The sequence below is a fragment of the Streptomyces sp. NPDC045695 genome (genome assembly GCF_056432025.1).
Genome location: NZ_JBWKJU010000027.1, coordinates 1 through 12,125 on the forward strand (window position 1 = coordinate 1; position 12,125 = coordinate 12,125).

Sequence of the window (12,125 nt, forward strand, 5' to 3'; positions counted from 1 at the left end):
ACAACACCCACAGCTCATCCGGGACCAGCCGCTCAACCAAGTCCTTCATGCACGGTCCAACGAACGATCACGCCATAAGAAACGACGTCTTAGCCGATCCGATCCCCTGACCGTGGGAGAAGAATCGATCCCTCCGGGGCGAAGGATCGATCCACCAGAGCGCAGGCGGCTTCGCCCCGGAGCCACCAGCACTGTCACGAAAGCCCTCAACCTTTAGGCGCGACGGGACACGGACCCAGGAGTTGTCCGGCCGATCATGTGACTACTCCGTGCCCGGGTCGTTGATGTGGACATGGGGCGGAGCGATCTGAGTGATGCCGAGTGGGAACGGCTGCGGCCGTTCCTGCCGGTCAGCAACTCTGCCCAACCCCGACCCCACCCCACTGCGCTACGAGCCCGTCACCCTGCCCTGACCGCAGGTGGGCACCCCTTCCCCGGCCGGCCCACGGCGCCTGCGGTCATTCCACAGACCTGATCGGTCGGAGGTGTCGTCGGGGTCACCAGGACACCGACCGGACCACACACGTCCAGCCATCGGCCGGACAACGCCGTCCGGGCCCAGCAGAGATCCAGAACCTCTAATTACGAGCCCCTGGGACTGCGGAGTACCAAAAGAGGTGGCGGCGGAGAAAAGTGCGCCGGGACCGTGGGCGCGGTGATGCTGTTCAACCCCGTCCCGGGCCAGGGCTGCGACCACAAAGGTCCCTTGGCACCGCGCGGTGACAGGGGCGGCCCTGTCTGCTTCTACACGAGGCAGCGGGCGATCAGCCCGGCGTCCGCCATCTCCGGGGCAGGCGGCCGGCTGTCTGTGCCATCCCGTCCGGCCCAGATTTCTTGACGACCGGTGGGCCGCTCTAGGCTGCGACAGTCGTTGGCCACCGAGGCCGGCGCGGCAAGGAAAGGCAAACGATGCCGCAAGCGGGACACGCGACCGGCCCGGCGGGCACTCCGGGGCGGCAGACGCTCAGTGCGGCACAAGAAGCGGCCCGAATGGACGCGGTGCGCCGCTATGACATCCTCGACACCCCGCCGGACGGTGCGTTCGACCGCGTCGCGGCGATGGCGGCCCGGCTGTTCAAGGTGCCGGTGGCCAGCGTGACGATCGTGGACGAGGACCGGATCTGGTTCAAGGCCGCCCACGGTCTGGAAGGCGTCAACGAGATCAGCCGGGAGCCGGGCCTGTGCGGCTCGGCGATCCTGTCCGACGAGACCCTGGTGATCCCGGACACGCTCACCGATCCCGTCGCCTTCAACAATGGCTTGGTCGCCGGGCCGATGGGCGTCCGTTTCTATGCCGCAGCTCCGATCATCACCGGCGACGGGCACCGGCTGGGCACCGTCAACATCCTCGACACCAGGCCGCGCCTGATCACCGAGGACGACACCGCCACCCTCGCGGACCTGGCCGCGATCGTGCTGGACGAGATGGAGATGCGCCTGGCCGCCTTGAATGCCCTGCGCGCCGAGCAGGAGCGGCGCCGGGAGCAGGAGGAGGCCCGGCAGCGCGCCGAGCGGGACAAGAGCGCCATCGAGGCGTTCGCCTCCACCCTTCAGCGCACTCTGCTGCCGCCGGCGCTTCCGGTGGTGCCGGGGCTGGAGCTGGCCTGCCACTACGCCACCGCCTCCCCGCAGAACGTGGGCGGTGACTTCTACGACGTCTTCCCCCTCGACGGCAGGAGGTGGGCGTTCTTCCTCGGGGACGTGTGCGGCAAGGGCCCCGAAGCCGCCGCCCTGACCTCTTTGACCCGCTACACGCTGCGCGCCGCCGCTCTGATCGACCCCGACCCCCACAAAGTCCTCACCTCGCTGAACACGGCGCTGCTGCTGGACCCGGCTGACGGCACCCGGTTCTGTACGGCTGTCTTCGGCGTCCTTGAACCGCACGAGAAGGAAGGGTTCACCGTCACGGTGGCCACCGGCGGGCACCCCCCGGCCTACCACCTGCGCGGCCAGGGGACAGTCGAAGCGGTGCACCCCAAGGGCGGCATGCTCATCGGCGCCCTCGATGGCGCACACTTCGCCTCCCACAGCATCCACCTCGCCCCGGGCGAAGGACTGCTCCTCTACACCGACGGGCTGACCGAGGCCCGCACCCTTGGCGGTGAAATGATCGGAGAGGAGGGCCTGACCCGTTTCCTTTCCGCGCGCACCGCGCCCGTCAGCGCGGCGGCGGTCATAGGGGACACCGTCGACCTCATCGACGCCACGCCCCACGGGGCCGGTGACGACGTCGCCCTGCTGGCCCTGTCCGTCCCCCTCACCGACATGACGGATGGCCTCACCGCCACCGCCACCGCCCACACCATCGCCCCCGCCGGCGAGACGCCGGAGAGCAGATCGTGACCGACTTCCGCCTCACCGCACGGCACACCGACGGCGACCTCGCCCTGGCCCACGTCGCCGGAGAACTCGACATCGCCACCGCCCCCCAGCTACGCGCCCAGGCACTGGCCCTGATCGAACAAGGCCACCGCCACCTGATCCTGGACCTCGCAGCCGTCACCTTCTGCGACTCCTCCGGCTTCAACGCCCTGGTCGGCATCCTCCGCTGCGCCAAGACCGCCGACGGCACCCTGGTCCTCGCCGCCGTCCCCGACCGCCTCCAGCGGATGCTCGACCTCACCGGCCTCAGCACCCTGCTACCCGCCCACCCCACCGCCGCCCACGCCCTCGTCGCGCACACCCCCAGCCAAGACACAGCCACCGCGTAACCCCTACGGTGACCGCGCCGCGCGTTGCCTCGGCCCAGGCGATCAGCAGCCTCCGGTACTCCTCCGCGCGTGCCTCGTCGCAGCGGCAGCGGCAGGGCGCAGCAGGCCGTGAGGCCGGTGGAAGGCTGCCCCCGCACTGTGTGGACCCTTTTGTCCAAAGGGGTATGTGATGGCGTCTGATGTAGAGCTGAGGAACCTGTTCACCCTTCTCGACGTCAACGGGTACGGCGTCATCAAATGGCAAGACCTGAGGCTGGGTGTCATGGCCGGGCAACAGCGACCGGGGCTCACGAATGCTCTCGCCTCAGTGGGCAGCAAGGACGTGGAGGGAGTAGAAGATTTCATGGAGGAGGCCGACCGGAACTACGACGGCTAGGTCACCTTCGATGAGTTCTCGAGAATCATGGCCCGAAGGGCTGCCTGAACCTGACACAGTGAGGTCCGGGTTGACTGCACCGTGACCATCTCCTGGAGATGGCGGGTCCCTTCTCTGCGGGAACCGACAGTGACCTCGGGCCTCTCACGCAGCGCTTCGGAAGGGCGACCAGGGAAACCGGTAAGCCCCCCCATGCGGGTGCGCCTGCTTCCAGCGATTTACCAGCATTGTCGGCGGGGCTTGGCGGATCGGAACGATCGTCCTTCCTGCTTGGCGGTGGTCTGACAGGATCGACGGATGAGTGACATGCCATTAGTTCCTGCGGCCCTCGGGTCGGAGGCGGTGCTGCGGTGGGCGCGAGCGTGGGGCTTGGTGGCGGATACCCGGGGCGAGCGACGCCTTACCGCGATGCGGCTGGATGTGCTGGCCGGCGGCGCTCTACCGAAGGGCGATGCGGCGGACCTGGCGCTGACTGCCCAGTGGGCGGTGTTCATCTGCTGGGTGGACGACCATATCGACCGCCACGGCCTGGGCTCGATGCCGGGCGAGCTGGAGGCGTTCACCGCGCCGCTGCGTCACGTGCTCGGTTCCGGCGCTGAGTTGTCCAGTGCGACGGCCTCGCACGCCGTCGTGCTGGCACGACTGTGGGAGCGCACAGCCACTGGCATGTCCGCCTCATGGAAGTCACGCTTCGCTGCTGACTACATCGACTTCCTGGACGCTTCCGAGGAGGAGGTGGCCCTGCGCCGTGCCGGGGACCTGCTGCCGCTGGCCGCTTACCTTGAGTTGCGGCGCCGCACGATCACTCTGCTTCCCATGCTGGACGTACTGGAACGTACCGGCCATGCCGTCCTGGTGGAGGCGCCGCAGGTAACCACTCTCTTACGGGACTTGCGATGGGCGGTGGCCGACGTCGCGGGCTGGGCGAATGACCTGGCCTCGCAGGCTGACGATGCGGCTGTCGGCCAGGACAATCTGGTGGCGGTCGTCGCCCGGGAGTACGGATGCTCCTCAGCAGCGGCCCTCGCACGCGTGGCCGCGATGATCGAGCAACGCCGCGTCGACTTCGCCGTCACCGCTGGTGCCTTGCGTGCGGCCCCCGGCCTGCCGCGGGACCGGAGGACGGAACTGCGCCGTTACGTGAGTCTGGTGGAGACGTTCATGGCTGCCACCCTGCACTGGCTCGCCTGCACCGGGCGCTTCGCTACCGGCCCTGAGCTCTCCGCACCACTCCAACTGGCAGCTCCGGAGCCGTGAAGGCCACGCCCGACCTCCACTGGCTGACCCCTGCCCCGTGCTCCAAGGAGGAGACATCGTGCCCGCTCTCATTCACGCCCACCCGGCCCGGCAGGCTTTCCGGATTGACGGCATGGTCGCCCTGGTTACAGGCGGTGCGGGCGGCATCGGCCTGGCTCTGGCTCGGGCCCTTGCAGCGCGCGGCGCGATCGTCCACGTCGCCGACCTCTCCGCCACTGCCACGGAGACAGCGGCCCAGCAGGTCTCGGCGGCGTTACCCGGCTGCGGCAGCATCACCTGCGAGCGGCCGGCTCACTGCTTCGTCAGAAGCAGGCCGGGAAGCGCGATGACCGGAGCCGCCCGGTTGCCGTCGACGATGTGCACCTGGGTCGCGGGTCCGCCCGGGATGCACGCGAGCGCACCCTCGCGGTGTAGCCACAGCTGGACCGAAGTCGACATCTGCGGGTAGTCGAAGACCCATCTGCCCTGCTCCGTGCACGTCCCGACCCGCAGGGTGTACTCACCACCCTCCCCGTGCTCCATCTGCTCGGCCAGGGTCAGAGACGCAGCGTCCTTCGAGGCGGTCCACACTCCCGGATAGTCCGTGTACGGCCCGGAGTAGGAGCCGCAGACCGACGCCACCAGCACGACGACGGCGATTGCGACTGCGGCGCGGGGCGGCTGGATCGGCAGCCCCGTCGGGCTGCCGGTGCACAGGACAGTGGCCGCGCTTGAGGCGGCCATCGCGACGGCGCACCAGACGACCCAGGGCCCCGAGCCCGCCCTGACCAGCATGACCAGGAGTGCGAGCGCGAGGATCCACGAGGCAGCTGCCCGCCAGACGGCAGTGGTGTTCCGGGCATTGCGCAGCGTCAGCACCACGATCACGATCGGCAGGACCGCCAGGGTCATGGCGAGGAGCATTGCGCACACCAAGACGAGAGTCCCGTCGAATTCCGGCACCAGCCTTGTGGTGTCCGCCAAAGCGAACGTCCCCCCCAGCCCCGCGACCTCCACCGCGAGCGCCGACCACAGCACGACGGCGAGCCGGCGGCCCGTCGTTTCTTCCCCCACCAAAGCCCCCAAGATTTGAGCACGTTCAATTAGTGGAGTGCATGGTACTGGACCCTGCCATCCCGTCAGGGAGCAGGTGCACGGAGCCGGACCTGCCCACCGTACGGAGCAGTGGCACCGTGCCAGACAGCGGCGGCAGCGGTCTGCAGGACCGACAGGTCGACGATGTCGGTGGTGACGCCGGCGAGGAGGAGGCCGAGGAACGCTTCGGCGCAGGTCACCTCCCTTTCCCGGACTCGCGCGTTACCAGTCGAGCCTCCGGCTCGGCCGGCTTAGCGGCTCCGGCCAGCTAGAACGCTCAGTGGCCAACTACGACGCTCAGTTGTCCTGTGACATCGAAGTTTGAGCGACGCTGGTGCTGCGCCGGCGCCCGCGCAGTTGGCGATGCGGGGCTTCCTCGGTCGCTGGCGCGAGGACTTGCCCGAAGCGGCTCAGCTGTCCGGACCGCAGACGGTGCCGTCGGGCTGCTGGCGGGAGTACTGGACCATGGCTTCCTGCGAGGTCGATGGCGTGCTGCCGTCGGCGGGGGTGAGGGTGTAGAAGACCGTGATGGAGCCCTCGGCGACGGCGTCCAGGAGGCCGTCCCAGGGGATGGTGTAGCTGACGGAGGTGGTGTCAGCGGTGACGCTCACGACGCCCTGGGTCTTCGCGGCCAAGGTCTGTCCGGTGGTGCCGCTGCAGACCGTGACGTCGAAAGTGACTTTGTCGCCGGTCGTGAACGGTATTTGGTCCACCACGACGAGGACGCCATTCCAGGGCTTCTGCAGGCAGCCGATCCAGCCGGGGGGCTCCTCAAAGGGGAACTCCGGGAAGTCGAGTGCGATCGACATGCAGGCTCCTGGTTGTCGAAGGGCGGCCGGAAGGTCGGACTCCCGCCCGGTGATCATGGATCCAACGCCGGCCGCGTTGACTTGGCGCCACTGGTAGCACACTGGCGGAAGCGGGGCTGGCCGGGCGGGTGCACTTCCGCACGATGAGCCTGTCGAAAGCCTTCGCGAAACGGGCCGGCTACATCACCTGCCCGGACGAGGACTTCGTCGAGTACTTCAAGATGACTCCCTACCCGGCCGTCTTCGCCTCCACCCTGGTGCCCTCCGACCTCGTACAGATCGCCGCCACCCTGGACGTCGTCTGCACCGAAGAATGGCGCCGCACCCGCCTGCGTGAAGTCGCCGCAACCGCTGCGCGAAGCACTCACCAGCCTCGGATACGACCTCCGGGGCTCGGGAGCCCACATCCTGTCCCTGCCCACCGGCCCGGACGAAACAGTGAGCCCTTTCAACGTTGCCGCTCCAGGGTGAGGACAGCGGCGGAGATTGACGACATTCGATTCGGGCTGCACCGGGACCTGCGAAAGATCTGCCACGACTTCAGTCGCGCGACGCCGCGCTCGACCGGTGCGCGGGCCGCGGTGAGATCGTGGGCGCGGCCGGGCAGGGGAGGCGAGATCCACAGCAGCCGGGCGGCTGGATCGGTCACCAACTGCCCGTTCACGCCATGTCGGCGGTGCTTGGCGGAGTAGTCGGCCCTGCCATCACCCAGGCGGTCGCGCTCCGCGAGGGTGCCGTCGAGCAGAACGTAGTCGGGATCGGACTCGCGCAGTGCTTTGAACAGGCCCGGTGCCCGGTCGGCAAGCAGTTCCACGACACCCGCGGTGTAGGCGTGGCCGGTGTCGACGGAGATACCGAAGCCGGCCGCGAGCTGCGCGAGCGTGCCGTGGCGGCGCAGGTACACAGACCGATCAGGGCACGCTGGTACGGCGGGAGCTTGCAGCGGCGGTCACCCTCACGGGTGACGATGAGCATGGTGACCCACTCGACGGGAGCGTGAGACAGGTCGAGTGCAACAGGATAGGCCACCAACGAGGCTCCTGCGCCGTGGAGTCGAGACTTCGAACACGTCACTCAACGGCACGAGAGCCTCGTGCGTTGCGGGCACCCTAACGGTCACTCGATCAGTGGACACGCTGAGAAGGCTCACTGCTTCCATGGTAGATTTCGCCCATCTGTTGCCAAACCTCAGAGCGTTATATCCCCAGCTAGTTGCGCAGAGGGCGGAGAGCTGATGGGCGCGCGACGGTTACTCAGTTACAAGGATGCGTCCCGTCGAGCAGGACGTGATTAGGATCCGTCTCGCGCAGGACCCGCAGCAGACCGGGTGCCCGGCGGGACAGGTGATCGACGACGGCCGTGACGTAGGCGTGGGCGGTCCCGACGGATATGCCGAAGCCGGCGGCGATCTGCGTGAGCGTGTCGTGCCGGCGCAGGTAGACCAGGCCGACGAGGGCGCGCTGGTGGGGCGGGAGCTTGCAGCGTCGGTCACCCTCACGGGTGACGATAAGCATCGATACCCACTCGACCAGAGCATGAGGCAAGTCGAGTGCGGCGGGACGGGGAACCAACGAGGCTCCTGAGCTGTTGAGTTGAGACGTCGAGCGTCTCTCTCAACGGCACGGGAGCATCGTGAGTTGCGGGACGCTGGCCCGTCACCCGATCAGTGGCCACTCTGAAAGAGCTCACTGACACAGCCACCATCAACAGACTCAAGAACTCCCGGGCCGTTGCGACCCGTTACGACAAGCGCGGGTACGTCTTCCTGGGCACCGTGACCGCAGCGTCGCTGGTCATCTGGCTGCGGTCATGACCATTCGACGGCTGAAGCTACTGGCCGGCGCGGCGGTTGAGCCAGGACTTCTCCAGTTCCGACAGCGGTGGCGGTGGCACCGGGCCGGTGTCGTCGTAGAGGGCGATGGGGTCGTTCGGATCGGACCAGGAGCCGACCGTCACCAGCCGGTAGACGAACTCGCCGCTGTCTGGAAGCGGAACCGTGATGGTCGTAGGCGCCGGCGGGCCGGGGATACAGCGGCCGACGTCCTCGCCATAGGGCCCTCCGCCGAAGATGGCATGCATCCAGCCGCTCGGTGGCCGTCCAGTCAGATCGAATACGTCTTCCATGCCCTCCCCCTCAACTGCCGAGATCGTACGGCAACAGATACTGCAGACGGTCTATCAAGATCGGCCGGACAGCTCCTAGGCGGATGATCGAACGCCGCGCCCTGGGCACCGGCCCGCGCCCCGCACAGCCCACGGCCGGCCGCCGGGCCCGTCTCGCCGCCGAGGCGCCGCATGCGGCCACCGAGGGGCCCACGGCCGCGCCCCACTCCCCCGCCCGCCGCCAACTCGGCACCGGCCCGGACGCGACCGTGCACTGACCACGCGGGGCGAGGGCCAGGCGCGGCGGAACGTACCGCTGAAGCTTGGTGCGTGGGTCGGGAACCAGCGCGCCCGGGCCACGTCACTGACGCCGGAACGGATCGAGTAGCTGTCGAACGTCGGGACGCTGGGCGTTGCACACCCGGGGCTGAGCGGGATCGCCCAGCCCCGTGGTGCCCCTTCCTCGTCCGTTGGCAAGGGACGCGTCCGGGTCCTGGACTTTGGCAGGCCATCGGGGAAGCGCGAGTAGCTCAGCCGCTTCCAGCCGACGGTAGGGTCCGAACATTCAGCGGGCCCACACCCCGCTTGGACCGGGGTGTGGGCCTGCTGGCCCGTGTGGTGGCTCCGCCACGGAGCCACGGCGCGGGCGAGCCCATGTTGTCCCGGGATGTCTTGTCCCGGTCCCAGGCGTCGGCCAGGACCTTCGGGAGCGGGGGCAGGCTTTCACGCTTGGCGCGACCATCAGGACCCTCTGGACGGCGCCGATCTGGTTCGGGAGGTGCTGCCGGTGACGGTCAGGCCGCAGGTCCAGCCGGTGCAGGCTCTCCCGGACCACCGGCCGGCGCGGCTGTTGTCGATGACCCTTCACCGACTGATTCCAGAGAAAGAGGCGTCAGTATGAGATGACGACGTAGGAGTCGCCGCCCGGCTCTCCAGAGTTGCCGGGGGACTCGGGGCCGATTCCGCCATTGCCGCCGTCGCCGCCTGCGGCACGGCCATCCGGTGCGGGCTGAGCGGGCAGGCCGCCCTGGCCGCCGGCCTCCAAGATGCCGGGGGCACCGTCGCCGCCGTTCTGGACCGTGCCGGCTCCTGAGCACGTTCCGGTGCCGCCCTCGCCGCCGACCCCGGGGATGATTCCCCCAGGACCACCACCTGCCCCACCGCCGCCTCCCTGCCCGCCGGTGGCGATAGCCAGGGCGGTGGCATCGGGTGCGAGCAGGGCAGCAGCTTCTCCCGGCTCGCCATTACCGCCGGGGGTGCCGTTGGCACTACTTGCACCGCCTGCGCCGCCGGCTCCGCCTTCGCCTGTGTCGACCGTGTAGACGGTGCCCGGCGTCACCGGCACGGTGCACGAGACGTAGCCGCCGGCTCCGCCTCCGCCGCCTCCGCCGCCGACGCCGGGGCCGGCTCCGCCGCCTCCGCCGCCGCCCCCTCCCGCACCCCAGACTCGGGCGGTCACGGACGTGACGCCCGCGGGCGGGACGAAGGTTCCGTCGGAGGTGAACACCACCTCGCCGCTGGGCGGAGGGGTGGGCGTCGGAGTGGGGGTGGCGGCGGGGCCCGACTGGGCGGCGGCACCATTCACGCCGAAGCTGTCCCTCCCGCTGCAGATCTGCTGGGCAGCGGTCGCGCTCGCCGACCCGCTCCCGAGGAGCGGGCCATTGAGGAGGCCGTTCTGGAGCGTCACCTGGGTGACTTCAGAGCGCTGATCGCACTCCACCACGTTCGCGCCGGGGCCCGGGCCCGGATCCACGCCGCCGTAGGCGTGGACGAAGGCACCACCGGCCCCGAACACACTGACGCTCCCGACCACGGCAGCTACCAGAGCAACCCGATGAAACTGGCGCACAACATCTCCATATCTTGTTGCCATCCCTGACCGACAGAACGTCAGATTGTGGACAGTAGGTGAGGTTCTACAACCCCTTGTCTGCAATACGCTTCAGTTCGTGAAGAGGTGGCCAGAGCACGACGGGCGACCGGCCCCCCGTAAGCCCGCCCTACCTCAGGGCGCAGCCGGACCGCCACCGCGCCCTGCACGCCACAGGCCCCGGGCGGTCGACGGGTGCTATAGAACGCGCGCTCACTCACCCAGGGCCTGTGGTCAATGACCGTTGAGTGATGGATGGCAGGGAAGAGCCGTCAGTATGAGATGACGACGTAGGAGTCGCCGCCCGGTTCGCCCGGGGCACCCGACCCGAAGAATCCGCCTGCGCCTGCGCCACCGTCGCCGCCTGCGGCACGGCCGTCGGGCGCGGGTTGTGCGGGTACGCCGCCCTCGCCACCGGTGGCGCCGCTGCCGGGGGAGCCGTCACCGCCCGGCAGGGTCGTACCGACTCCTGAGCACATTCCGGTGCCGCCCTCGCCGCCTGCCCCGGGCCCACCTGGTCCTTGGAGACCACCTGCGCCGCCGCCGCCACCACCTTGCCCGCCCGTGGCGCTGGCCAGGACGGAGGCATCGGATGCGATCAGAGCCGCACCGTCCCCCGGCTCCCCGGGAGCGCCGGACGTGGTGCCGCCGCCGCCCTCACCGCCGGCTCCGCCTTCGCCCGTGTCGACCGTGTAGACGGTTCCTGGCGTCACCGGCACGGTGCACGAGGCGAAGCCGCCGGCTCCGCCGCCTCCGCCTCCGCCGCCGCCCGCGGTGGGCGAATCCCCGCCGGCCCCGCCTCCGCCGCCTCCGCCGCCCGCACCCCAGACTCGGGCAGTGACGGACGTGACGCCCGCGGGCGGGATGAAGGTTCCGTCGGAGGTGAACACCACTTCACCGCTGGGCGGGGGGGTGGGCGTCGGAGTGGGGGTGGGGAGGGTTCCGACGACGGGGCCTGACTGGGCGGCGGCGCCATTCACGCCGGCGCTGTCCCTCCCGCTGCAGATCTGCTGGGCAGCGGTCGCACTCGCCGGCCCGCTCCCGAGGAGTGAGCCATTGAGGAGGCCATTCTGGAACGCCACATGAGTGACCTCAGAGCGCTGATCGCACTCGACCGCGTTCGCGCCCGGGCCCCCATCCCCGCCGCCGTAGGCGTGGACGAAGGCACCACCGGCCCCCAACACACTGGCGCTCCCGATCATGGCAGCTACCAGAGCAACCCGGTGAAACTTACGCACAACATCTCCCTGTCGTGATCTGTTGCCATTCGTGACGGACGGAGCGTCAGATAGCGGACACTAGGCGGGGTTTGTAGCTGTTTGACCGCAACACGCATCAACTCGCGAAGAGGTGGCGAGAGCATGGCGGGTGACGGGTCCCGTAGGAGCTCCCTGCCTCAGGGCACCGCCGGACATCACCCCACCCCGTCCTGCACACCACGGGCTCCGGGCGGTCGGCCTTGACCTCTCCGGGGCCCGGTTTTGGAGTCGCACCGTTCAACCGGGCCGCGACCCGGGTCGGGCGTGCCGGGTCGTTAAAGGACGCCGGGCAGAAGGCCTGCGGCGGTGGAGACGAGGCCGCTGAGGAGGCTGCCGGTTGCGGCGGAGGCGCCATTCAGGCCGCGGCTGTCCCTCCCGCTGCAGATCTGCTGGGGAGACGTTGCGGTCGCCGGGCCGCTACCGAGGAGCGGGCCATTGATGAGGCCGTTCTGGAACGTCACCTGCGTGACCTCGGCCTGCTGATTGCAGACGGTCGCGTTGCCGGGTTGGTCGCCCTCGCTGCCGTCCGAACCGTGGGCGGAGGCGACACCGGCACCGAACACGCTGATACTTCCGACCAGGGCAGCTACCAGGGCAGCCTTGCGAAGCTTGCGCACAGCATTTCCTCTTCGTCCGAGCGCTACCCATCCTTTGGATGGAAATTAC

The 12,125-nt window shown here is 69.1% G+C and carries 12 protein-coding genes and 4 pseudogenes; 7 read left to right on the forward strand and 9 right to left on the reverse strand.

The annotated features are described in order from the left end of the window. Positions 1 to 990: 990 nt before the first annotated feature. From AC07DU_RS30560 to AC07DU_RS30580, 5 genes and pseudogenes are all read left to right on the forward strand, one after another. Complete coding sequence (locus AC07DU_RS30560; RefSeq protein ID WP_479114948.1) at positions 991 to 2,343, forward strand: PP2C family protein-serine/threonine phosphatase; 1,353 nt, start codon at positions 991 to 993, stop codon at positions 2,341 to 2,343. Further along, positions 2,340 to 2,711 (forward strand): STAS domain-containing protein, encoded by a 372-nt coding sequence (locus AC07DU_RS30565; protein WP_479114950.1) that lies wholly within the window; start codon positions 2,340 to 2,342, stop codon positions 2,709 to 2,711. The genes AC07DU_RS30560 and AC07DU_RS30565 overlap by 4 nt, the downstream gene beginning before the upstream one ends. Before the next feature lie 169 nt (positions 2,712 to 2,880). Then, the gene (locus AC07DU_RS30570; RefSeq protein WP_479114952.1) at positions 2,881 to 3,087 is read left to right on the forward strand and encodes a hypothetical protein; all 207 of its coding nucleotides are present in this window, start codon (positions 2,881 to 2,883) and stop codon (positions 3,085 to 3,087) included. Between the two features lie 297 nt (positions 3,088 to 3,384). Further along, positions 3,385 to 4,344, forward strand: coding sequence for a terpene synthase family protein (locus tag AC07DU_RS30575; RefSeq protein WP_479114954.1), 960 nt, complete (start codon positions 3,385 to 3,387; stop codon positions 4,342 to 4,344). A 112-nt stretch (positions 4,345 to 4,456) separates the two neighbouring features. Further along, positions 4,457 to 4,537 (forward strand): annotated as a pseudogene (locus AC07DU_RS30580) (short-chain dehydrogenase); the annotation flags it as partial. Between the two features lie 98 nt (positions 4,538 to 4,635). On the opposite strand, the gene AC07DU_RS30585 reads toward AC07DU_RS30580, so the two are convergent. From AC07DU_RS30585 to AC07DU_RS30605, 5 genes and pseudogenes are all read right to left on the reverse strand, one after another. Next, positions 4,636 to 5,400 carry a hypothetical protein gene (locus AC07DU_RS30585; protein WP_479114956.1) on the reverse strand — a complete coding sequence of 255 codons (765 nt, stop codon included), beginning with the start codon at positions 5,398 to 5,400 and terminating at the stop codon, positions 4,636 to 4,638. A 62-nt stretch (positions 5,401 to 5,462) separates the two neighbouring features. Next, positions 5,463 to 5,618, reverse strand: a complete 156-nt coding sequence (locus AC07DU_RS30590; protein ID WP_479039261.1) for a hypothetical protein — start codon at positions 5,616 to 5,618, stop codon at positions 5,463 to 5,465. A gap of 210 nt (positions 5,619 to 5,828) precedes the next feature. Beyond that, positions 5,829 to 6,227 carry a hypothetical protein gene (locus AC07DU_RS30595; RefSeq protein WP_479114958.1) on the reverse strand — a complete coding sequence of 133 codons (399 nt, stop codon included), beginning with the start codon at positions 6,225 to 6,227 and terminating at the stop codon, positions 5,829 to 5,831. A gap of 448 nt (positions 6,228 to 6,675) precedes the next feature. Continuing rightward, positions 6,676 to 7,259, reverse strand: a pseudogene (locus AC07DU_RS30600) (transposase). A 236-nt stretch (positions 7,260 to 7,495) separates the two neighbouring features. Continuing rightward, positions 7,496 to 7,798, reverse strand: a pseudogene (locus tag AC07DU_RS30605) (helix-turn-helix domain-containing protein); the annotation flags it as partial. A gap of 128 nt (positions 7,799 to 7,926) precedes the next feature. Here AC07DU_RS30605 and AC07DU_RS30610 point away from each other — a divergent pair. Continuing rightward, positions 7,927 to 8,040, forward strand: a pseudogene (locus AC07DU_RS30610) (IS5/IS1182 family transposase); the annotation flags it as partial. Between the two features lie 17 nt (positions 8,041 to 8,057). Here AC07DU_RS30610 and AC07DU_RS30615 read toward each other — a convergent pair. Then, positions 8,058 to 8,351: a hypothetical protein gene (locus AC07DU_RS30615; protein WP_479039244.1), complete on the reverse strand. Its 294-nt coding sequence runs from the start codon at positions 8,349 to 8,351 to the stop codon at positions 8,058 to 8,060. 83 nt (positions 8,352 to 8,434) lie between these two features. On the opposite strand from AC07DU_RS30615, the gene AC07DU_RS30620 reads away from it, so the two are divergent. Further along, positions 8,435 to 8,608 carry a hypothetical protein gene (locus AC07DU_RS30620; protein ID WP_479114960.1) on the forward strand — a complete coding sequence of 58 codons (174 nt, stop codon included), beginning with the start codon at positions 8,435 to 8,437 and terminating at the stop codon, positions 8,606 to 8,608. A 614-nt stretch (positions 8,609 to 9,222) separates the two neighbouring features. On the opposite strand, the gene AC07DU_RS30625 is transcribed toward AC07DU_RS30620, so the two are convergent. From AC07DU_RS30625 to AC07DU_RS30635, 3 genes are all read right to left on the reverse strand, one after another. Continuing rightward, positions 9,223 to 10,125: a hypothetical protein gene (locus tag AC07DU_RS30625; RefSeq protein WP_479114962.1), complete on the reverse strand. Its 903-nt coding sequence runs from the start codon at positions 10,123 to 10,125 to the stop codon at positions 9,223 to 9,225. A gap of 347 nt (positions 10,126 to 10,472) precedes the next feature. Beyond that, on the reverse strand, positions 10,473 to 10,913 hold the full coding sequence (locus tag AC07DU_RS30630) for a hypothetical protein (protein ID WP_479039128.1): 441 nt from the start codon (positions 10,911 to 10,913) through the stop codon (positions 10,473 to 10,475). 821 nt (positions 10,914 to 11,734) lie between these two features. Further along, positions 11,735 to 12,076 carry a hypothetical protein gene (locus AC07DU_RS30635; protein ID WP_479114964.1) on the reverse strand — a complete coding sequence of 114 codons (342 nt, stop codon included), beginning with the start codon at positions 12,074 to 12,076 and terminating at the stop codon, positions 11,735 to 11,737. Positions 12,077 to 12,125 lie beyond the last annotated feature (49 nt).